Source organism: Paenibacillus azoreducens, from assembly GCF_021654775.1.
GTDB classification, from domain to species: Bacteria; Bacillota; Bacilli; order Paenibacillales; family Paenibacillaceae; genus Paenibacillus_AQ; species Paenibacillus_AQ azoreducens.
The window spans coordinates 3,845,701-3,868,413 of the sequence record NZ_AP025343.1 but is presented as its reverse complement, the minus strand read 5'-3'; the positions used below and the strand labels follow the sequence as shown (position 1 = coordinate 3,868,413).

Annotated in this window: 18 protein-coding genes, 1 pseudogene and 2 riboswitches; of the genes and pseudogenes, 14 read left to right on the top strand and 5 right to left on the bottom strand. The window is 47.0% G+C overall.

What is annotated here, in order from left to right:
- The first annotated feature begins 321 nt into the window (after nt 1-321).
- The 8 genes from L6442_RS17000 to L6442_RS16965 all read left to right on the top strand — a co-directional run bounded on the left by L6442_RS17000 (nt 322) and on the right by L6442_RS16965 (nt 11,475).
- Entirely contained in the window at nt 322-828 is a 507-nt protein-coding gene (locus L6442_RS17000) for a DinB family protein (RefSeq protein WP_212981085.1), read from the top strand.
- Nucleotides 829-959: 131 nt separating this feature from the next.
- Nucleotides 960-1,058: riboswitch (TPP riboswitch) on the top strand.
- Nucleotides 1,059-1,147: 89 nt separating this feature from the next.
- Nucleotides 1,148-1,247: riboswitch (TPP riboswitch) on the top strand.
- Nucleotides 1,248-1,522: 275 nt separating this feature from the next.
- On the top strand, nt 1,523-2,344 hold the full coding sequence (gene thiD, locus L6442_RS16995) for a bifunctional hydroxymethylpyrimidine kinase/phosphomethylpyrimidine kinase (RefSeq protein WP_212981084.1): 822 nt from the start codon (nt 1,523-1,525) through the stop codon (nt 2,342-2,344).
- Nucleotides 2,345-2,450: 106 nt separating this feature from the next.
- A complete protein-coding gene (locus L6442_RS16990; protein WP_212981083.1) occupies nt 2,451-3,035 on the top strand; it encodes a LysE family translocator in 585 nt (194 codons plus the stop codon).
- Between the two features lie 29 nt (nt 3,036-3,064).
- Nucleotides 3,065-3,862, top strand: coding sequence for an AraC family transcriptional regulator (locus L6442_RS16985; protein ID WP_212981082.1), 798 nt, complete (start codon nt 3,065-3,067; stop codon nt 3,860-3,862).
- A 140-nt stretch (nt 3,863-4,002) separates the two neighbouring features.
- Nucleotides 4,003-4,569: a TetR/AcrR family transcriptional regulator gene (locus tag L6442_RS16980; protein WP_212981081.1), complete on the top strand. Its 567-nt coding sequence runs from the start codon at nt 4,003-4,005 to the stop codon at nt 4,567-4,569.
- A gap of 114 nt (nt 4,570-4,683) precedes the next feature.
- Nucleotides 4,684-7,890, top strand: coding sequence for a bifunctional cytochrome P450/NADPH--P450 reductase (locus L6442_RS16975; RefSeq protein ID WP_212981124.1), 3,207 nt, complete (start codon nt 4,684-4,686; stop codon nt 7,888-7,890).
- 417 nt (nt 7,891-8,307) lie between these two features.
- Nucleotides 8,308-9,198, top strand: coding sequence for a hypothetical protein (locus L6442_RS16970; protein ID WP_212981080.1), 891 nt, complete (start codon nt 8,308-8,310; stop codon nt 9,196-9,198).
- A 45-nt stretch (nt 9,199-9,243) separates the two neighbouring features.
- Entirely contained in the window at nt 9,244-11,475 is a 2,232-nt protein-coding gene (locus tag L6442_RS16965) for a DUF4241 domain-containing protein (RefSeq protein ID WP_212981079.1), read from the top strand.
- 141 nt (nt 11,476-11,616) lie between these two features.
- Here L6442_RS16965 and L6442_RS16960 read toward each other — a convergent pair.
- The 4 genes and pseudogenes from L6442_RS16960 to L6442_RS16945 all read right to left on the bottom strand — a co-directional run.
- Nucleotides 11,617-11,853: pseudogene (locus L6442_RS16960) on the bottom strand (cyclase family protein); the annotation flags it as partial.
- Between the two features lie 141 nt (nt 11,854-11,994).
- A complete protein-coding gene (tnpB, locus tag L6442_RS16955) occupies nt 11,995-13,134 on the bottom strand; it encodes an IS200/IS605 family element RNA-guided endonuclease TnpB (RefSeq protein ID WP_237099955.1) in 1,140 nt (379 codons plus the stop codon).
- Between the two features lie 334 nt (nt 13,135-13,468).
- A complete protein-coding gene (locus L6442_RS16950) occupies nt 13,469-14,329 on the bottom strand; it encodes a hypothetical protein (RefSeq protein WP_212979338.1) in 861 nt (286 codons plus the stop codon).
- A 131-nt stretch (nt 14,330-14,460) separates the two neighbouring features.
- The gene (locus L6442_RS16945) at nt 14,461-15,363 is read right to left on the bottom strand and encodes a LysR family transcriptional regulator (RefSeq protein WP_212979353.1); all 903 of its coding nucleotides are present in this window, start codon (nt 15,361-15,363) and stop codon (nt 14,461-14,463) included.
- Nucleotides 15,364-15,654: 291 nt separating this feature from the next.
- Between L6442_RS16945 and L6442_RS16940 the strand changes: the two genes are divergently transcribed.
- Genes L6442_RS16940 through L6442_RS16925 form a run of 4 tightly spaced genes read left to right on the top strand, consistent with a single transcriptional unit; the run spans nt 15,655 to nt 20,721 of the window.
- A complete protein-coding gene (locus tag L6442_RS16940; RefSeq protein ID WP_212979337.1) occupies nt 15,655-16,623 on the top strand; it encodes an ABC transporter ATP-binding protein in 969 nt (322 codons plus the stop codon).
- Nucleotides 16,624-16,671: 48 nt separating this feature from the next.
- The gene (locus L6442_RS16935; protein ID WP_212979352.1) at nt 16,672-17,730 is read left to right on the top strand and encodes an ABC transporter substrate-binding protein; all 1,059 of its coding nucleotides are present in this window, start codon (nt 16,672-16,674) and stop codon (nt 17,728-17,730) included.
- A gap of 1 nt (nt 17,731) precedes the next feature.
- Nucleotides 17,732-19,411, top strand: a complete 1,680-nt coding sequence (locus L6442_RS16930) for an ABC transporter permease (RefSeq protein WP_212979336.1) — start codon at nt 17,732-17,734, stop codon at nt 19,409-19,411.
- On the top strand, nt 19,408-20,721 hold the full coding sequence (locus L6442_RS16925; protein WP_306436690.1) for an MBL fold metallo-hydrolase: 1,314 nt from the start codon (nt 19,408-19,410) through the stop codon (nt 20,719-20,721). Before L6442_RS16930 ends, L6442_RS16925 begins: the two co-directional genes overlap by 4 nt.
- Before the next feature lie 75 nt (nt 20,722-20,796).
- On the opposite strand, the gene L6442_RS16920 is transcribed toward L6442_RS16925, so the two are convergent.
- A complete protein-coding gene (locus L6442_RS16920; protein WP_212979335.1) occupies nt 20,797-21,564 on the bottom strand; it encodes an alpha/beta hydrolase in 768 nt (255 codons plus the stop codon).
- A gap of 245 nt (nt 21,565-21,809) precedes the next feature.
- Between L6442_RS16920 and L6442_RS16915 the strand changes: the two genes are divergently transcribed.
- Together L6442_RS16915 and L6442_RS16910 are read left to right on the top strand one after the other, a co-directional pair.
- Entirely contained in the window at nt 21,810-22,412 is a 603-nt protein-coding gene (locus tag L6442_RS16915; RefSeq protein ID WP_212979334.1) for a hypothetical protein, read from the top strand.
- Complete coding sequence (locus L6442_RS16910) at nt 22,382-22,663, top strand: Beta-galactosidase C-terminal domain (RefSeq protein ID WP_237099954.1); 282 nt, start codon at nt 22,382-22,384, stop codon at nt 22,661-22,663. The genes L6442_RS16915 and L6442_RS16910 overlap by 31 nt, the downstream gene beginning before the upstream one ends.
- Nucleotides 22,664-22,713 lie beyond the last annotated feature (50 nt).

Genomic DNA, 22,713 nt, shown 5'->3' with positions numbered 1-22,713 from the left:
TAGTTATTTCTCTGTATGAAGGGATTTGGAGCATGGAAAAAACATTGCTAAAATAACCATCCCAGATTTATCCATTAGAGGATATTTCTCGAAGGTTGCGAATACATAAATTAATAGGTCTTGAATACATAAAAAATTAAATTTGGTGCCACTCGTACGGAGGTTATATGAAATACACGCAAAAAATAAGAAAAACGTCTATCGACGTACTTTCTAGGAAGACAGACCGCATTTAGCGGATGTTTTTCTTGCGATTATAGAATTGTTCAGCGTAGCAAGAAAATTTATAAATTCTAAAATCTTAAAAAAGGGGCGTTTTCCATGGAACTTCAAGAAATCATTCCCGAATTAAAAGAAACAAGAAACGAGTTACTAGGAATACTTAGTGGATTGAGTGAAAACGAATTGAACACGAAGAAAGACTCATCCAGCTGGAGTATAAGTCAGGTATGTCAACATCTGTCTAGAACAGAAGAGTTATATGTTGCGGCAATACGAAGAGGATTAAAGAGCAAAGAAGATTCACTTATAGAAAATAAACCATTAGATTTTCTGCTTGATCGAAGTAAAAAGTTAGAAGCTCCTGACATCGCAAAACCAACGGATGATATTTTGGAATATGAAGAAATCATTGCAAAACTCAATCATTCCAGGCAGAAGTTATTTGACATGTTAAACGCGCTCGAAGATCCATCAGCGTTAAGTCGAAGACATTCAATGCATCCAGTCTTTAAAGAGATGTTATTGATTGAATGGGTTAAATCACTTTACTTGCATGAACAAAGACATATTAAACAAATTCATGAAATTATAGATGGGTTTAAGTAAACATCGGCCTTTCCCAATCTTGAATGATACATCTAATCAATTTAGAGTTTTTGAAACCAAGGATGATGCGGAGAATTGGATTTTGAATCTTCCAGTTTGACTTTTTAAAATACGCGTGTTGTAATATATATAGTCATTTGCGGGGGGACTGTTCGCAGTTGAGAAGGTAAAACCTGACCCTTTGAACCTGTTGGTTAATACCGGCGTAGGGAAGCAAATCATTTACATACGTCTATTATATGTATTTGATTAGAGCGCTTTCAATGAACCTGGGGAAGCGCTCTTTTTTATTTCAATCAGCTAAAACTGAATATGACTATTTGTTTTGCGGGGGGACTGTTCGCAGTTGAGAAGGTTAAAACCTGACCCTTTGAACCTGTTAGTTAATACTGGCGTAGGGAAGCAAATGACACTTGGATCTATGTTGTTTTACCCTTGCCCAAAATTGGACAAGGGCTTTTTTTAAGATTATAGAATTTATAAATTTTCAGCGAAGCTGAACAATTCTATAATCGCAAGAAAAACTATCTCTAAGCGCGGTCTGTCTTCTATGAAAATACGTCGATAGACGTTTTTCTTATTTTATAGAATTTACAAGTTTTTTGGGTCTCCGCTAAGTATTTGGAATAAGTATCGAAGCATAGGCTTCACTTTGCGGGGTTATTTAATTTCAAACGGAAAAGGAGTTTTGGTCATGAAAAAAGTACTCAGTATTGCCGGTTCGGATTGCAGCGGGGGCGCCGGAATTCAAGCCGACTTAAAAACCTTTTCGGCTCATGGCGTTTTTGGAATGAGCGTCATTGTGTCGGTGGTAGCGGAAAATACGAGCAGGGTCATTGACCTTCAGGACATCAGGCCGGATATTATTGAAAAACAAATCGATGCCGTTTTTGAGGATATAGAAGTGGATGCCGTGAAAATAGGCATGCTCCCGCAGCCCGAATGCATGGAAGCTGTAGCAGAAAAGCTAAAACAATATGCTCCCGCCAACATCGTTATTGACCCGGTGATGTATGCGAAAAACGGCTGCCCGCTGATGAACCCGGATGCAATAGACACGCTAATCAAGACGGTCATACCGATAGCCGACCTGCTAACTCCTAATATCCCTGAAGCCGAAAAAATCTCCAGCATGGAAATCCGCAATGTCGAAGATATGAAAAAATCGGCGATGGCGATTCATGAAATGGGCTGTAAAAATGTCCTGGTCAAAGGCGGTCATGCTGCAGGAAGCGCGCTGGATATATTGTTCGACGGGAATGAATTTTATGCGTTTGACGCGCAGCGAATCGAAACAAAAAATACACATGGCACAGGCTGCACTTATTCATCCGCAATTGCATCCAATCTCGCGCTGGAGTTCGGATTGCAGGAAGCGGTGCGACAAGCAAAGGAGTATGTGACGATCGCGATACAGCATTCCTTATCGATTGGAAAAGGGCATGGGCCAACGCATCATTTTTATGAGCTGTACCAAAATGGATTAAAGAAGGAAACCGGGATAACTCGACAATGATTTAAAACTCAAATATTAGCGGTGTAGCATTGCAAATCTGCAATATTGTACTATACGGGTAAGAACGGAAAAGAGTAACATTCATAAGAATACAGGAGGTATTTTTATGAACATTACATCTTTTTTGATCTACTGCTTTATTGTTACATTTACGCCTGGGCCGACGAATATTGCGATCTTGTCCATAGCGCATCATGCCAGGTTCAAAGAGATATTTCGGTACATTTTGGGTGCAAGCGCGGCCTTTGGCATATTGCTGGCTGTTTCCGTTTTACTCAATAGTATGCTGGCATCCATTTTGCCGAAAATATTGGTTTTTATGCAGATTATCGGCTGCCTTTATATGCTGTACCTTGCTTATCAAGTATACAAAATGAACGTATCGGGGGAGACGTCGGGCCAAGCTGCCACCTTTATCTCAGGATTCCTGATGCAATTCGCAAATCCTAAGATTTGGCTGTTTACAATGACAGTCATTCCAAGCTATGTTATGCCTTACTATAAGTCGTCGTTTATTTTGCTGATATTTGTTATCGTGATTACCATCATTGCCTTTTTGGCATTTGGCACATGGGCATTTTTTGGTACGGTGTTTAAAAGATTTTTGAAAAAATATCAAAAGGTTACGAATATGGTCTTAGCCGGACTATTGGTTTATTCAGCAGTCGAGGTATCGGGAATCTTGAAATAATCAGAAGTAGATGGATGAGGTAGATGGATATGGACAAATTTATTTACAAAAAATCGGCAGGAATTACTGCTCTGTCTGCGAGTCTATCTGAATTTCAATATGCAAAACACAGCCATGAGGAATATGCTCTGGGCGTCACTTTACGCGGCGTCCAGCAGTATCATTTGGATGGAAGTTTTCAGTCGTCCTATCAAAACGGGGTGATGCTTTTTCATCCGGAACAAGTCCATGATGGAAGGTCGCAGGATAAAACAGGCATTGATTACGTTATGGTGTATATCAAACCTGCCTTATTTTTGGAGCTGGTCGGGAAAAAAGACGTGGTCAAGTTCTCTTCTCCCGTCGTGTATCATCGTGGACTTGAGCAAAGCTTATTAAACCTGGCCCATGCGGTATTTAGCGGTAAAGACGAAGCTCTCTGCAGCGAATTGCTGCTAAACCTTGCGGATCATTTTTCTCATATTGAAATGAGCAGCGCGTTCAGAAAAAGCGATATGCTCATCAATAAAGCAAAGGAAATGATCTACTTCAGTTTAGACGGCGTATTAAGGCTGGATGAAATTTCTACCGAGCTCGGAATGTCAAAATATCAATTTATCAGGGCCTTTAAAGCGGACACCGGAATTTCCCCGTACCGATTCTTTTTAAACAGCAAAGTTGAACATGCCAAGCGGCTGATCGAAAAAAACAAGGATATCTACGCGGCGGTCACCGCATGCGGATTTGTCGATTTGTCTCATTTAAACAGGCATTTTAAAAACGTATACGGAACAACGGCATTGGAATATATATCAAACATAAGTTCATCTCAAAATATCCGGAAATAGGTTGGACTAATTTTTATCAAATATTTATTGTTGCGATTTTGCGAAACCTTTAGGTTTGCGGGATGCGGCTCTTGCAGCAGACAAGGGCACTATTGTAATATGAGAATGAACGTTCATTCCGCATACGGGGGGGGATCGAAGTGACAACAAACAAGAAAGAAGATATTATGCAAGCTTCCTTGATGCTATTTACAGAACGCGGGTTTGATGCGACGACGGTTCCGATGATTGCAGAGAAGGCACAAGTTGGCGCAGGCACGATTTATCGCTATTTTGAAAATAAAGAGGTGCTGCTCAATTCATTATTTCGGGAATGCGTAGGACAGATTATTCAGGCATTGTCGGACGGTTTTCCCGAATCGGCTTCAGTGCGCGAGCAGTTCCATCATATTTTCCACCGGTTGACCCGCTTTGGCCAGGAAAATAATGAAGCGTTAACGTTTATCGATTCCCATATGGACCCGCGCTTATTAGATGAAGAAAGCCAAAGCAAGTTTATTGAGCTGCTCGATTTCCTGCGCCGCTTTTTAAAGAGAGGGCAACAGCAAGGCATAATCGTGCAACTTCCGCCTGATGCGCTGATTCCGCTTTTTTACGGACCAATCGTTAAGCTGTTTCTAGTGATCAGAGACGGCGATTTGAAGCAAACAGACGAACTGTTCGCCGGTGTTGAGGAATGCTGCTGGAATGCGCTTAAAGTCCATTAGAGATGGCGGATCTGGCACAGCTAGTACGGCAATATAGTCAATATCGCCGTACTATGCCGAGATCGGAATGAACGTTCATTCCTATAATATGACGATTGGGAGGTATAGTTAGTGATGACGATCGCGATTCCACAACCTAAAACATACGGACCGCTTGGGAATGTTCCGCAAATCAATGCCGACACGCCGCTTCAGTCATTTATGAATCTGGCTGATGAGTATGGCGAGATTTTCCGTATGAAGCTTCCGTTTGGCAATTTCTACATTGTGTCCGGTTATGAGTTGATGAAAGAAGTGGGCAACTCGCCGCGGTTCGGTAAAGTGGTGGAGAAGACTACGTTGGAAAAGGTACGTGCTTATGCAGGAGACGGATTATTTACGTCCGAGACGAATGATCCAAACTGGAGCAAAGCTCACAATATTTTGCTGCCGAGCTTTAGCCGGACGGCGATGCGCGGTTATTTTGACATGATGCTGGATTTGGCGATGCAGCTTATTCAGAAATGGTCGCGGACAAATCCGGAGGAGCAGATCGATGTACCTGAGGATATGACGAGGCTCGCCCTCGATACGATCGGTTTATGCGGTTTTAATTACCGGTTCAACAGTTTTTATCGCGAGGAATCCCACCCATTCGTCACAAGCATGGTGAGAGCGCTGGATGAGTCGCTTAGTCAGGCGCAGCGTCTCGGCATCCAGGACAAATTAATGGTCAAGACGAGAAGACAATTCAATCAGGACATCGAATATATGTTTACGCTGGTGGACAAAATCATTGCCGAACGCAAAGCCCGCGGTTCGCAAGGAGAGGCCGATTTATTGGCCCATATGTTGAAAGGCAAAGATCCCGAGACAGGCGAAGCTTTGGATGATGCGAATATTCGTTATCAGATTATTACTTTTTTAATAGCCGGACATGAGACAACGAGCGGCCTGCTTTCGTTCGCCCTCTACTATTTGTTGAACCATCCGGATAAACTGCAAAAAGGGTATGAAGAGGTGGACCGGATTCTCACAGATCCAGTGCCGACGTTCGAACAAGTGAAAAATCTGAAATATGTGCGGATGATTTTGGATGAATCGCTGCGTATGTGGCCTACCGCTCCGGCATTCAATCTGGAAGTGAAAGAAGATACGCTGCTGGCAGGCAAATACGATTTGAAAAAAGGTGAGAATCTGCTGGTGCTTGTTCCACAGCTCCATCGCGATGTTGCGGCATGGGGAGAAGACGCCGAAATATTCCGGCCGGAACGATTCGAAGATCCGAGCAAGGTGCCTCATGATGCCTATAAGCCGTTCGGACTTGGCCAGAGGGCCTGTATCGGTCAACAGTTCGCTTTGCAAGAGGCTACGCTGGTGCTGGGACTTATTCTGAAAAATTTCGAGCTGATCGACCATACCCGTTATAAGCTGAAAGTTAGAGAGTCATTAACGCTGAAACCTGACAATTTTAAAATAAAAGTTCGTCCCCGCAGTATACAAAAGGGGTATTTTGTCGTGGGAAGCGGCAATGATTCGAAATCACCGGCTCAAGCGGCAGCAGAGGAAACGGCGAATGGCCAACAAGAGATATCCGCGGGTGACCTGCATAACACGCCGTTATTAGTTTTGTATGGATCGGATCTTGGTACAGCCGAAGGGATCGCGCGGGAACTTGCCGATACCGGACGTAATCAAGGCTTTAAATCCGTGGTCGCGTCATTAAACGATTATGCCGGCAAGCTGCCGAAGGAAGGAATCGTATATATGGTGACCTCTTCATACAACGGGCAACCTTCCAACAATGCTCGTGAATTTGTGCAATGGTTAGAGGATATACCTGCCGGCGATTTGGCGGGAGTCCGTTATTGCGTCTTTGGTTGCGGCGACCGCAACTGGGCGAGCACTTTTCAAAAAGTACCGAAATTGATCGATGAACTGATGGCTTCCAAAGGCGCGCAGCGAGTAGCGGAACTTGGCGAAGGCGACGTGAGCGGCGATTTCGAAAATCAGGTTGAAGCATGGCGGGAAGAGTTGTGGCCGACAGTAATGCATACATTGGGGTTGGCTGTTAATGAAACGGCAAAGAAGACATCCCCTACTTTATCGCTGCAAGTTGTGGATGGCGAGATGGAAGCGCCTCTGGCTGGTACCTACAATGCCTATTATGCGAAGGTTGTAATGAACAGAGAACTGCAGCGAGGGGCGGAAGAGAGAAGTACCCGACATATTGAAATTAAATTGCCTGCAGGCGTGACGTACCGTGAAGGCGATCATTTAGGGGTATTTGCGCGCAACCGAAAGGAACTCGTGAATCGAGTTCTACAACGCTTTCATTTGAACGGCAATGATCATGTTTTGCTGACGACGACTGGGCTGAGCATGGCCCACTTGCCGTTAGATCGTCCTGTCAAATTGTTCGAGCTGCTGAGCTGCAGTGTTGAACTCCAGGATGCCGCGACTCGGGCCCAACTGCGGGAACTGGCTGCCGCGACGGAATGCCCGCCTCACAAGCGTGAACTGGAAGCATTGCTGGAAGAAGAGGCTTATCGTGAACATATTTTGCAAAAACGTGTAACGATGCTGGATTTATTAGAGCAATATGCAGCTTGCGAATTGTCGTTCGAGCGATTTCTAGAGCTGCTTCCGCCGCTTAAAGCGAGATATTATTCGATCTCCAGTTCGCCTAGTGAACAGCCCGAGCAGCTTAGCATAACAGTCAGCGTCGTACGTGAGCCGGCCTGGAATGGCAAGACGGAGTACCGGGGGGTGGCTTCGAACTTTTTGGCCGGCACGGAAGAAGGAGATTCGATTCTGATGTTCATCCGCACGCCGGAATCGGGCTTTCAACTGCCGCCCAATCCGGCAACGCCGGTCATTATGGTTGGACCGGGCGTTGGAATCGCGCCCTTCCGCGGGTTTTTGCAGGCACGGAGCGTGCTGCAGAAGGCAGGGGAGCAGCTTGGTCAAGCATGTCTTTACTTTGGCTGCCGCAATGAGACGGACGATATTTATTCTGAGGAATTGGAGCAATACGAACAAGAAGGCATCGTGAACGTCTATAAGGCTTATTCCCGAAAAGAGGGCCAGGGGAAGACGTATGTGCAGCATGTGATGGGGCAGCCGGAGCGGGCAGAGGAGCTCGTTGCCTTATTGGATCAGGGCGGTCATTTCTATATATGCGGAGATGGAGGCAAGATGGCGCCGGATGTTGAGCAAGCATTGCTCAAGGCATACCGGACGGTTCACGGCATGAGCGAGTCTGAGGCTTCGGAATGGCTGGACCGTCTCGGAGCCGAAGGCCGTTACGCCAAGGATGTGTGGGCCGGCGGCAAGCAATAGCTTTGGCGTAGTACGCAAAGGCTATCCGAAGAAGATGCTCATCATGAGTCCTAAACTGCACCATGCCAAGTAGACAGCCCCAACAACAATTAAGCGGCCTTGGTCCGAAAATTTAATCGGACTGAGGCTGTTTAGTTTTACTTGTAATCGTTCGTAGTTGTAAAAGTGAATGTAACCCCCTCAACGGCATTGGAATATGTATCAAACATAAGCTAACGGTTATGATTTGATATAGTCATAGATTCGTCTATACTTAAATTAAGTTCTTAAAAGGAGTGATTGTGCAAGATTATTTTCTGAGCGGAAAATGATCCAAAAACGCATGATTGCGTCTGACCACTCCCGACAGTAGCCGGGCAATCGATATATGATAGTTAAATTTTTAACCATTTGACAAACGGAAAGGATTGAAGCTTGATGGGTATGCACGAAATAGAGGGCGCGGTTGACGGCGCTGTTCTTGTTTTGGACGAGAGCCCTCTCGGCAACACATTGGATATGCGTTCCATATATCATTCCCTGGCTCGTTTTGTGGGCAGATGGGACGCTTCGTTCCAACATTTTCACGTTCTTGCTCCGCTGTTGAAACACCGGTATACATATGCCTTTCCGGTAATGGAGCATCCGGAATACGAACGGCATAAGGAATATTTTGACGGATTGAAAAAACAGAAGTACATGCTGCGTCATCCCGACAGGGAGTGGGACGAGGAGACCAACCCCGAGGTAGGTATCTATTGCCATCCGATGGAAGCTTGGGGACCGAATGATATAGATCAGATCCCCGATCATCTGCAGCATGTCGGCATGCTGTATTTTGATGCAGGCAGCGAGCTTTGGCAGCTATTTGTAAACGCCGGCAAATTAACCGGACAGGATGCCGAGCCGCCTCGCGAAATTCCGCTCGAAGAGATCATCAACATGATGCTGCCGGAAGCGCGCAAACAGGATGCGATGATTCTGATCAGCATATGGTATCCGATCATGGCTGCCTATGCCATCCTGAATGCGCTGGATACGGAATGGCAAATGAAACGTTCGGAGGCCGGGATGGAGCAGGTTACCTATAGCCCCCAAGAGGTCATGGCAAATCCATATTTTCAGGCGATACGAAGCCTGGTCATAGAAACCCGCGCTTACGAATATAACAATGATTACGGTCTGACCCGATTGCCTGCCGAGGAGGAATTTGAAACGGGGTACGAAGTGCTCGACAATAGTCTTGCGGAGCAAGGGTGGGGGCAGTTTCTTGATTGGTGGTATGAACCGGTTAAAAACAGTTATGCCGAAAAACGGAATCAGATGTAGCGATGCATCCAGATCAACACGGAGATGCCGAACGGGGGACTTATTTTGACTGAATATGATAAGCTGCGTGCAGCGGTTACCGTACAAACCATCGAAGATATTTTGACATTGCCGCTCGTTAAGGAAAATTACAACGATTATTATGATATGGACAAAAACGGTTATTGGGATGGCAGGCTGTTTTACGGGTTTCGCCTCCCGGAGCAGGGCCCGGCCCGCCTCACCGTTGGAGAAGAGAGCACCAATGAAAACGGCGAGGAGGATATGCTCTTTTTCCATTATGATATTGACGTTGACGAACAGGGAAACAAAACGGTCGGTTTGTATTGCCAGGAAGGCAACGGTCATGAAAAAGCTGTCAAACCGCTATGGCCCGGCGACACGAATACACTGAAGAAGGCTCTTCGTTATTTCGAGCGCCTTAATGCAAAGGTGCGGTATGATAACAAACAATACGTTCAAGAGAGAGAGCGGCAAAATGCCGAGAGTGAGGCATTTAAGAAGATGAAGGAACAGTATATGCAGGCGCTAATGCAGCAGGAGGACCTTATTGATCGGACATGCACGCTGCTTGAGCATACTTTCCGCATCATCACTGTCAAACAGGCGGACAACCTTTTGAACGCGATCGAACATCCCACGCGCGATACTCCATTGTACGACATCCTTAACGGTGCTTGGCTTCATCTTATGGATGAGAAGCCGGCGTATTATTTGCTTTCGGAAGAAAACGTGCATTTGCAGCGGCTGGATATGGCTCAGCTTATGGAGGAAGCGGACCGACTTAACTTTACAATTGCAGGCTGCATATTTGCCGCGAACTTAATGGTAGACACCTTTATCGAAGCTTATGATACCGATTATTCGCCGCCAATGGTTGTATTTGGCGACCTGACCGGAAGGCACATCGCTTTATGGGGCGCCACCTTTTTTGTAGGAGGGGATGTGAGCTGCGAATGCTTGTACGGATTTTACAACCATGGCCAGTTGGTCGTGGCCGGCACATTGAAGTCCGGCGTCATCATTGCCGACGATTTCGAAATGTATTTCGGGAAAATCGGCAGTAATGTATTAATTTCAAACAACGATATTTATGGTATCGACAAGTTTCAAAATGAAAGCGGTTCGATGATCGAACAATGGACGCTGTACCCTTCGACCTACCGGGCCAAAGACGTCCTGCATGACGTTATGGTTGATTATGATGCCTCGCCGGACGGTCTTTGGCCGGATAGAAGCATGCTCGTTCGCCGTTTTGAGGAAGGGGGGCCGGTCATTGACTGGGAAAGACTGGAGCAAACCTATGAGAATTTTGCCGAAGAACTTCCCGCTGCGTTTGATGAGATATTCCATGGTTGGGAGCAGGAAGGCGAGAGACTTTACAAAATCAAAATGGACGATTCCGGGAGCTGTTTTTTCTTCCAAAGCCACGAACAGGAGTGGAAGCAGGCAGGATTTATCGACGGCACGCGATATTACATTTTGAGGGTTTGTTGGTATATAACGGAACAATCGTGGGAGATGCTGTACGATGTCTACAATGAGCAATGGGAACTGCAGTACCAATTCCAAACCGCTCCGGAGGATCAATATACATCAACGTTGGCCGTGAAAAAAAGGTTCCGCGAAGCGCTGCAAGCTCTGCGCCGCCAGAGAAGGCCGGGCGGGAAGTTGCTTGACGTCCTGAGCATGGGGGAAGGACATCCTGATGTGCAGGAAGTCGTTCGGGCGTCTGATTTATACATACCTTCCGGCAGCATCGTTGCAGCCGATCCGTTGACAAACATGGAAAGACCGGCATTTGTCCGCAGGTCGCCTGTTGGAACATTTCCAGTCTATTTATATATAGAGCGGCATTATGGCCGGATCTGCTGCGCGGAAATCCGCTTTTCCGAAGATGAGGTCGCGACTTGGGAGATGGCTGTTCTGTCCGGACAAAAGGTTGAAGAACTAAAGGTCGGCGAAATATTTGGCTATCCGGTCGATACAGGACTTGGCTGCTTCATGGACGAAGAAAGCGCGCGTCAGCTTATAATGCACCAACAAGAGCTGGGAGAACATTATTATGACGACTATCTCAGCGAGCTGCTGGAAGGGGATGAAGCGATCAGTTCGGATTACTGTACGGCGGTCCCTTTTCCGGCTCAACCGCATAATGCCGCCGTATTCAGAGCCGGGTGGGGCGACGGTTTCTATGCTTCCTACTTCGCCCTGAACGAAAAGGGGCAAGTCGTGCGCCTCATTACCGATTTCAATTGTCTGGATGAACACTGTTAATGATGAAGACCAGGAGGGAGGCATTAAAAAGCGTCCGCGCTATGCTCATTAGGCTTGGAACACAAGTACGGATACGCCGAACTGCTTGGCTCACTCATAGAAAAACACGCTCGCTTTTGACGACGGCGTGTTTTTTTGCGTTTATGGCAAAATGGCGAATGACCGCACCGGAAATCCGGATGCTTTTTCAGGTTTGGGCACAATGTTAAAAATGATGGCGCCTGTAGCCGGCACTTTATCCAAATTCTTCATCAACTCGACTTGATAGGCGTCTTGCTCGAGTACGAAATACTCGGCTAACAGAGCGCCATTTTTTTGATAGTCGATGCTCGCATCGGTATCGAACGTTTCATGGCCGACCGCTTTGATTTTTCTTTCCTGAATTGAACCTCTCATGACTAAAGTCACGAGATTCTTGGGAAGAGAGCATACTTGATCGATCGTGGCATACACGACAATCAGCGGTTTCTCTTATTTACCAAGCTATCCCCGTAGTACCTACGGTTCTTTGTGTCTGGTCTATGATAGAGCTTGTATTCTCAATCCTTCAATCAAGATATTTTTGCTCGCATTGATATCACGGTCGTGATGGGTATGACAAATAGGGCAAGTCCATTCCCGAATGTGGAGCGGTTTCTTTCCATCTAGGTGTCCACATTCAGAACAAATCTGGCTTGAGGGAAACCATGGATCTACCTTTACAATTTGACGACCGTACCAGTCGGCTTTGTATTGTAACTTTTCTACAAAACTAGACCAGGATACGTCAGAGATGCTTTTCGCTAATTTACGATTACGCAACATACCTTTTGTGTTTAAGTCCTCTATACAGATCACATCGTGGTTTTTGATGATTTCTGTACTTAACTTATTTAGAAAATCGGTACGTTGATTCATCACTTTTTCGTGGAGTCTAGCGACTTTTCGCTTTTGTTTTTGGTAGTTCTCCGCATGAAAAAGGTCGATTCCCTTCTTTTTAGCCAGGAAGGCACGACGTGACAACTTACGCTGTTCTCGTTTCAGTTTCTTTTCCATCTGGGCAGTGAATCTATGGTTATCTTTCTTCTGACTATCCGATAGAATTGCAAAATCTGTGATACCTAAGTCAATACCAATCGCGGAATTCACTTTCGGTAGTTCATCGATTTCTTCCTCACACAGGATGGAGACGAAGAATTTTCCACTCGCATTTTTACGAAGGGTAGCATTAAGTATACGTCCTTTCGGTTCTCGGCTTTTAGCCAACTTTACGAATCCGAGTTTAGGTAGCTTCACGTAGTTTTCTTTGATTTCAATGCTTTGATTCACGTTCTTCGTAGTATAGCTTTGAACGGGATTCTTTTTACTTTTGAATTGAGGCCTTTTATTTTGTTTTTTGAAAAAACGAGAAAAAGAATCCGCTAAGTTTAAAAGAGAGGATTGGAGTGCGATGCTATCGACTTCTTTCAACCAACAAGTCTCAACGTCCTCCTTCATTTTGGGAAGCATAGCAGAACAAGAAGGGTAAGATAGACCTTTTCCTGTATTTGAATAAGCTGTATTCCACATATTTAGAAAGTGATTGTAGACAAATCTGGAACAACCGATAGTTTTAGCGATTAATATTTGCTGTTCTTGATTTGGATAGATCCGAAACTTATAAGCTTTATGTCGAGGCATGGCATTCACCTCACTTCTTATTCGTTTTAAGCTTATCATACGTCAGTTGATTAACATAGCTAAAGCTATGCCTCAACTGAAGCCGATTCATCTGCATGACTAAAGTCACGAGTATTCTCGGCTAATTGATAAAGTTCTTCCACATATCCGTTTTCCTTTCTTCATTTTCATATAGTTTAAAGAAATGAAAGATCCGTTATAGTTGATTTAATTGGCTAAAATACCCATTCTAAGACTATCATAAGTAACTTGAGTTTAGAATAAGGAGTTCGATTGTTAACAACATAGCAAAACCCGCAGTTGAATGTTTTTATCCATTCTGCGGGTTTTCTTCTTAATAACGTTCCAACACCAGATTAGTCTTGAGTGAGTCGGCAGGCACCAGCCAACCTTTGGCTTCCAGCAGCTCCATAAGTTTAGTGCGACTGGACGCTGCCGTCTGATAGTCATCGGTTTTGAACGAGATTTCAACGACGTTCTCCGTTCCAGTGCCGTCCGCGCTTACAATAGGCCATAGCTCAATATCCGTTTTTAGCCCATCAAAGGTTCCCGTATATTTGCTTACTGAAACAGGGCCATGCGCGTAGGCTTGTTTCAATGCGGTTGTTCCCCACCCTGGTGTATTTGTCTTATCGAGCTTGCCTGGAATGTTGCTCACAAGCAAATCGAGCGCCTCTTTTTCACTTGGGAGCGTCAGCCCTTTAGGAGCAGAAACATCCTTATGATTCGAGAAGCTGAGCGTCTGTTTATGATAACTCCAGTCAATCTCCGCCTCGTAATTCGTGTCAGCCGCACTGAATCCTTCACGATTGGCTTGGTCCAAAGCAGCGTTTATATCACCGTTAACAACTGCGTACCGTTTTTTGTACGTCATTTCGTATTTCTTCTTGTCTTCTTTTTTGCGGAAGCGCGCATTCCAGCCCGAATCGTTCAGCGTCAAGGACTTTGTATCAAAATATTCCACCAGCATCTTTGCAGCCGGCTCCTCAATCTGAAAAGCATTCTCCACCTGATCTTGTAAGGTAAGACCATTACGCAGGACTTTATCAGCGTTCAGCAAAAATTTGACTTCATAAGACGGAACTGCATTGGCTGCGGCATTCGCTTTGTCAGGGGACTGCCAACCGGTAACCAGCATGACTGCACTTAATGCGGCAATGACGAATCTTTTGGTCGACTTGACTTTAATTTTCATGAATTCAGCTCCTTTGATATGGATATATGTTTCGTTACCTAACTGTACGGGGACAGTGTCAAACCCAAATCAAAAGAATGGAGCACTCCGGTTAAAAAAAGAAAAATTTTTTCTTGGGTAACCAAGAGAGGTTATTGAAACGATAGCCGCCACCGATCCAGCAGCTCAATGAAACGGCTGCTCGTTGCTGACATATACCGGTCCTGATTGGTAACGACAAATACTTGGCGATCGGCGGGCTGGTCCGGAATCGGCCACATCTTCAGCAAGCCTCGGGCTACCTCGGATTGAACCGCCATACGCGAGATGAAGGAGATATGCTCTCCGAGCATAACCGCCTGCTTGATAGCTTCCAAGGAATCGAGTTCTAGCTTGGAGAAGGGACGAATGCCCTGCTCATCCAGCCACTGATCCGTGATACGCCGAGTACTGGATGCCTCGCCATGCAGCACGAAAGAGGAGGCGGCAATCAATTCCGTTGTCCATTCCGCGGCTTCCGCAAACGGATGGGAAGGGGAGCAGACCAGAACAAGCTCGTCATTGCATAACGTATGAGCTTTTAGCGGCGCTTTATGAAAAGGGCCGGTTGAAATGATGCCGATATCGATCTGATGAGACTGCAGCATTGTGGTGATGACCGGAGCGGTTTTGACGGATAGCGAGATGTGTATGCCCGGATAGGACTTGGTAAAAGAATCGAGTACGGCCGGTAAAATATACGTCGCAGGAACATAGCTGGCCCCGATGGATAACGCTCCCTGCCTGAGCGTATCGAAATCATTTACGACCCGCTTGGCTTCCGCCGCAAGCGCATTGATTTTGGTTGCATAGTGAAGAAGGGCATATCCGGCGTCAGTCAAAATAATTCGGCCCATGCGGGCATCGAATAACTTAACCCCGAATTCACGTTCAAGACTTTTCATATGAAAAGTAACCGTAGGCTGCTTGAGTCCTAACAGGTCGGCAACTGTGGTGATTTTATGGTGTTTCTCCAGCAGCTCGACAATTTGAAGCTTCATTAAATTAAGATTCATCATCTGAAATCCCTGCCTTAATCTTTATAAACTTGCTTATAAAGTAAATTTCATAATGCCAACCGCTGTTTGATCCAATATCGGGGCTCTAACTCTCGATTTAATTCCATGATGAAAATGACATATATATAGATTTAATCTATGAATGTAAATGCAGTTCATCGAAATAATTAATTTTCATTTTACATTACCGTAATACTGGCTTTCATTCCCACAGTTACACTAGTTGTTGTAGGAACGATAGTAGCAAAAGACATACCAAATGCAAAAAGCAAGGAAGGGAATCATCAGATGGATTTGAACATACGCGGTCTGGGTAAAAGCTTTGACGGCAATATCGCGCTTCACCCGACTGACTTAAAGATCCGCCAGGGAAAGTTCACGACACTGCTCGGCCCGTCAGGCTGCGGCAAGACCACCTTGCTGCGCTTGATCGCCGGTCTGGAGCGCCCGGATACTGGGAGCATCAGCTTTGGTGAAGATATCCTGTACAACGGGACGAGAGAAGTACCGCCCCATCGGCGCGGCTTCGGGATGGTGTTCCAGGATTTTGCGCTGTGGCCTCATATGACTGTCTTCGAAAATGTAGCCTTCGGATTTCGGGCCACCGGTCGCAAAAATGGAATTCATGACAAGGTTATGGAGGCATTAGACAAGGTCAAGCTGGCCGGTATGGAGCAGCGGTATCCACATCAGCTGTCGGGCGGGCAGCAGCAGCGGGTGGCATTCGCAAGAGCGGTTGCGACACGTCCGCGACTGGTGCTGTTCGATGAGCCGCTTAGCGCGCTCGATGCGGTATTGCGTGATGAGATGCGCCTGGAAATGATGTACTTGGTGCGTGAAATGGGATTAACAGCCCTGTATGTAACGCATGACCAAATCGAAGCCATGTCCATGTCGGACGAGGTAATTGTCATGCATAGCGGACAAGTGCTGCAAAAAGGTTCGCCGGAAGAAATCTACAATCATCCGGAGCATTCGTTCGTTGCTCGGTTTATCGGGAAGTCCAACTGGCTGGCGGATGGGCAATCCATGTTCAGACCGGAGCATATCCGATTTGATCAGGGTGAGCAGAAGGCCGAGTCCTATGCCGCCGTGGTTACGCAGGTAAGCTATATGGGCGACCGGTATGAGGTCAAGCTGAAAACAGACGAGTCTCCTGAACCGTGGCTGGCCTATCATCCGGAGCGGCTGAGAGAAGGGACGGAAGTCATGGTCTACTTGCCGCAGCAGTGCATTCACCGGTTGAAGGAGAATTGAAAAATTCGAATCAAAAAAACAAATCAAGGGGGAAAAGATGAAATGAAGATGGTAAATATGACACGCAATACATGGAAAAAAGGGAGCGCTTTGGTTCTGGCATTGACGCTTGGAGCTGCATTGGCCGGCTGCGGAGGCAATAAGGCCGTTGAAGATACAGCTATTGCTGCCGGAGAGAGCAAAACGACGGGGGCGGCGGATAAGACGCTTACCGTATATACGGCAGGTCCTGAAGGTCTGGCGAACAAGCTCGTCAAAGAGTTTGAATCCCAATCCGGCATCAAGGTGGAAACCTTTCAGGGTACGACAGGGAAAATTCTGGCCCGCTTGGAAGCGGAGAAATCCAATCCGGTAGCGGACGTGGTTATACTCGCCTCGCTGCCATCCGCCCAAGGTCTTAAAAAGGAAGGGCTGACGCTGCCATATCCGGGAGCCAAAAACGCGGACAAGTTGAACAAGGATTGGTCCGACCCGGAAGGTAACTACTTCAGCACCAGCGCATCGGCGCTTGGCATTGCCTATAATACGAAACTGGTAACCACACCGCCTGCCTCCTGGAGCGATCTGGCCAAACCGGAATACAAGGACCAAATTAACATTCCGGATCCGTCGCTGTCCGGTTCTGCGCTCGACTTCATCACAGGTTACCTAAGTGACAAAGGGGATAATGGCTGGTCCCTGTTCGAGCAGTACAAAGCTAATGGCGTAGCCATGGCCGGGGCCAACCAGGAGGCGCTTGATCCCGTCATTACAGGCGCTAAGAGCATTGTTGCCGGCGCGGTCGACTACATGACTTACAAAGCAAAGGCCAAAGGCGAGCCGATCGATATCGTCTATCCGCAAGAAGGTACCGTTGTCAGCCCGCGTCCTGCCGCGATTTTGAAGTCTACCAAACATGAAGAGAATGCGAAAGCATTCATTGATTACCTGCTCTCCGATTCGGCGCAGAAGCTGGTTTCCGATGCTGCGCTGCTGCCGGGCCGCACGGATATCAAGGCCGAGAACCGCGCCAATCTGGACGAGATTCCGCTTCTTAAGACGGACTGGGGCTGGATGGGCGAGCATGGCCCGGATGTAACCGACAAATTTACGAAGCTGTTTAAATAACATGAAATATTTTTTACAACAACGACAATTCAAAATCTGGTCGATGGTACTTGCGCTCCTGGTCCTGATCCTTCTCATCGTTGTGCCTTTGGCCGAAATCTTCATCCAAAGCGTATACCGGAATGGGCAGCTGCAGTGGTCAGCCCCATTCCGCACTCTGGCAGATTCCGATATGGTGAGTGTGCTGACAGCCTCGATCTGGCTAGGTGTGTGTGTCATTTTGGGAACGACAGTGCTTGCCCTGCCGCTTGCTTGGGTGATGGTAAATACCAGACTGGGACAGTGGCGGTGGCTTGAGATCGTGTTCCTGATTCCCTTCATGACGCCACCTTACATCGGTTCGATGGGCTGGATTCTATTCATGCAAAAAAACGGCTACCTGGAGCAGCTGGCTCCGGGTCTCGCCGGGCTCGGGGGAGCTTTTTTTTCCTTTGGCGGGATGGTTGCGATTATGAGCCTGCATCTATTTCCCTTCCTGTATTTGCTGCTGCGAGGGGCGCTGGAGAGAATCGGCGGGAATATGGAAGAAGCGGCTGCAGTGATGGGAGCACCGTTTTTATACCGCTTTCGCCGGATCGTTGCCCCGCTGCTGCTATCGGCCTTTGGCATGGGGGCGATGCTCGTCTTTGTCAAAACCATTGCAGAATTCGGAACGCCAGTTACGTTCGGCAAACGTATCGGTTACGAGGTCATGACATCTGAAATTCACAAATATATTTCCAGCTGGCCGATCGATTTTGGCAAAGCAACTTCACTGGCGTCGGTGCTTCTGACTACTTGTCTCCTGGTTTGGTACGCCCAATCCTTGGTGAACCGCAAATATACTTATGGCCTGGTCGGGGGAAAAGGCGTGCGCCGTTCTTCCATGCGCAGCAGCAACTGGTTGCAATGGTCGGCGGGGATTTACGTGTTTCTGCTTCTGCTCGTATCGATCGGTATCCCTTACTTCTCCATTGTGGCGGCTTCCACAATGAAACTGCGGGGAATTGGGCTGGCATGGAACAACTTTACGCTCGATTTCTATAGAGAGCTGCTGAGCTGGAATTCACCAAGCATGAAAGCTTTGATGAACAGTCTCTGGCTGTCTTTGGCCGCTTCCACTATTGCGGTGTTCCTTGGCACTTGGTTCGCCGTCTTGATTGAGCGGTCCAGAACCCGTCTGCAGCGGACGATTGATCTGTTCAGTCTGCTGCCTAATACGGTGCCGGGAATAGTACTCGTCGTAGGTTTGATCCTGCTATGGAATTCGCCATGGATTCCGATTCCGCTGTATAACACCTATGGCATGGTCATTCTCACCTATGTCGTATTATTTGTTCCTTATACGGTACAGTACGTCAAAAGCGCCTTTACCCAAATTGATCCTTCACTGTTTCAGGCCGGTCAGGTGTTTGGCGCAAAACCGGGTTACATTTTCCGCAGAGTACTGCTGCCGCTAATCGTTCCGGGAATGCTGGCCGGATGGATGATGACTTTTACGATTGCATCGCGTGAGCTTGTCGGTTCCCTGCTGATTATGCCCCCGTCCGTACAAACCTCTGCGACGTATATCTATGCCCAGTTCGAGCAAGGACAAGTATCGCTCGGCATGGCGATGGCCGTGATCTCGGTTGGATTAACAACCATTTTGCTCATACTGCTGGAAGTCCTGGGCTCCAAAAGAAAGCGTAATGCTTCATGATGGAATTAAAAGTATGGGGCGGTGCCGGCGAGCATGGCCGTTCTTGTTATGTATTGACAGGAGATCAGCATCGGATCATGTTCGACTGCGGTGTAAAGAAAGAGGGGACGGGAGAGTATCCCTTGCTTCAGGAAGATCTAATTCCCCAGCTGACGGCTGTATTCCTGTCGCATGCGCATGAGGATCATTCCATGGCCTTGCCTTTGCTCTACAAGCATGGTTATCAAGGGGAAATATGGACAACAAGACCGACGGTATTGCAGCTTGAACTGTATTTTGCCAATTGGCGTAAATATGTAGCGGGTCGAGGCGGTGATCTGCCTTATGATCTCGCCCATATTTCAGCCATGCGTTTCCGTATTCTGGAGGAAGAGGTGGAGCCAGGCGGCTGGCTTCAACTGAAGGAAGGAATGAAGCTGCAGTGGGGGCGGAGCGGCCATATGCTCGGTTCGGTCTGGCTGCGGTTGCAAATGGGAGATAATCATCTATTCTACTCGGGGGACTTCAGCCGTGAATCTGCGCTACTAGCCGTGGATTTACCTGGAGATTCTAACTTCCACCATCCATCCGATAATCATCCGTTATTGCAAGAAACATCTTTATCTATTATAGATAATGCGTACGGCACGGACGAGGAATCGCAGGATCAAAAGCTGAATGCGCTTAGACGGTTCATTCATGGTGTAGGGGAGCGAGGGGGCCATGTACTGCTGCCGGTTCCTGCTTTCGGCAGGGGGCAGGAGCTGCTGATATGGGCGATAAATATATTTCCTGGGCAACATATACTTGTCGAACAGGAGATCCTTGATGGTCTTCATCAGATCGCTGACTGGCAGGACTGGGTCCGGCCGGAGGCTCTTCATTATATCGAAGAAGCCATGAATTCCCCGCATGTCCATGTTCCGAGCAGCCAGGATGAGCGCCTTCGCCTGCTGCAGGGAAAGGACCCGTTAATCATCTTTACTACGGATGGTATGATGGAGTCCCCCCGCGCCCGTTGGTATGCAGAACGTCTCTCTTCTTCAACGGACAATGCTATTGTTATTACGGGCCATGCGAGTGAAGGTACTTTTGCCCGACGCCTGCTAAAGGGAGAGACGGAAGAGTCATACTGCGAAGTGGTACAGATGGGGTACAAAATCCATCAGGGGATCAATGATGTAAGGCTTATGCTGCAAGAGGTTTCCAGCCGGAATACAGTGCTGGTTCATGCTCCAAAACCTGAAACCGACCGCGTGATTGCCCGATTGATTGAGGAGGGGCATCGGAGTATGTTTTCGCTAGAACCCGGAGCAGTCTTAAATATATAAATTATCGTAATCAGTTAATCCCCAGTCAGGCGTTATGCCTGACTGGGGATTTTGAATGCTGCGATGATAATATTTTTAAAAGTCCTCCTTTACAAAATGATGCTGCCGGAGCCAATTGGCGCAGCATCCGAGCCATTGCCGGCATAGCGAGTTCCCTTCGGACATGCCCAGACCATGAGGGCCTTCCTCAAATACATGCAGTTCAAAAGGAATGCCTGCCTTGGATAACGCGCCTGCAAACAGCAGGCTGTTCTCCACAGGAACAACGGCATCATCGGAGGTAGTCCAGATAAAGGTCGGCGGGCTGCTTGAGTTTGCCTGACGGTTGGATGAAAAGGCCTGTATTTGATCAGGCCCTGGGTTATCGCCCAGGAAACGCTCACGGCTTCCCTGATGCGCAAAAGGCTCCTCGAATGTAATCACCGGGTAGCCGAGGAGCAGAAGATCCGGTTTAACGGTACCCGTAACGGCAGCGATGGAAGCAAGATGGCCTCCAGCCGAGAATCCGATCATGCCGACTTGCTGCGGGTTTACCTTCCACTCATGAGGAGTCTCCCGAATCCAAAGAATTGCATCCTCGACATCCCGAATCAAGGCCGAAGGCGTAATATGGTCAAGTTGATAATGAAGAACGCCCGCATGAATGCCCAGCTCATTGAACCAGCGGGCAATAGGTTCACCTTCATGCGGAGCAAGCAGATAGTATCCGCCGCCAGGCAGAACCAATACGAAGGGAAGTGCTTCTTGATCCTTGCCTTCAACAGGGTATAGTGTTAGAAGCGATGTGTTTGGCGAAACCTCAGCTTTTGAAACTCCTTCAGTGTGATGACAAATCTGCAGCATAGTCTGACTCCTCCTATGTAATCGGTTTCAATTCAATGAGCGACAGCTATTCAATGGGGCGATTGGACATCCGGCATGAAATTTAATTTGTTTTCATTTTAGATTTTGTTTGTAATCGAGTCAATATAGATAGGAGGAATTCATTTTCGGTTGTCGAAACAACTCTAACATTAGTGATGTCGTTTCGGAGATCCGGTTTCTTTTTAACTCCATTTCTCGAAAAACAGAAAGCCTAGGTGGAACGGATGAGCAAAGTATCTGGCAAGCTGTATATTCCATACACATACAAGATGATGATTCCCTATTTGATTCTGGTCTTGCTAACGGATGTGGTAATCGGTTATATTTCCTACACGATGCTCATCAAATCAAGGACCGAAATGGCCGAAACCAATATTCGGACCGCTCTTGAGCAAACAAAAAACAACATGAAATACCAAATGGATGAAATTCAGCGAATGTCCAACACATTGTTCACCAGCATTTCTTTTCAAGACGCCCTTCAGATCCAAGGGGAGCCTTTGAACATTATGCTTAAAACAAGGGATGAAATTGTTCCGCAAATGAAAGCGCCGCTGTTATTATTCGGGAATAACATTCGCCTGGCACTCTACACGACAAACACAAAGATATACGAAATTCCCGGCGATGACATGTCGAAACCGATTACCAAGCGGGATTATTATATTCTTTCCGCCCGCAGCATCGAAAACAGCGAGTGGTTCAAATCATTGCAATCCTCGAGGAAAGACAATTTATGGCTTCAGATTGATTCGGACCGAGGACTAGGAAATATTTCTCATTTCCGCGCCAGGTCATGTTCATCTTTGGTCCCGTACCAAGTGTGATAGGAATCCCGCGAGTTCTTGATACGGAGCTGCCACAGGGTGTAACGGCGCAACTTCGAACAGATGGCGTGCAGGATTTCGTATTCCTGCTCAATTTTACCGACCGTCTACAAACAGTTCAGCTGGATGGGCATAAGTACACATATGTACTGAGCGATGAAGGAGTCCATCAATCTATTGAGCTTTCAGCATACGGGGTAGCGGTTCTCAAGCGCAAGAAGACGGAATTCGGTCCATACTCCAATTTATGACGTCAGTATTCGGGGCTATAATTTTATTTCATTCACGAAACCGAAGACAA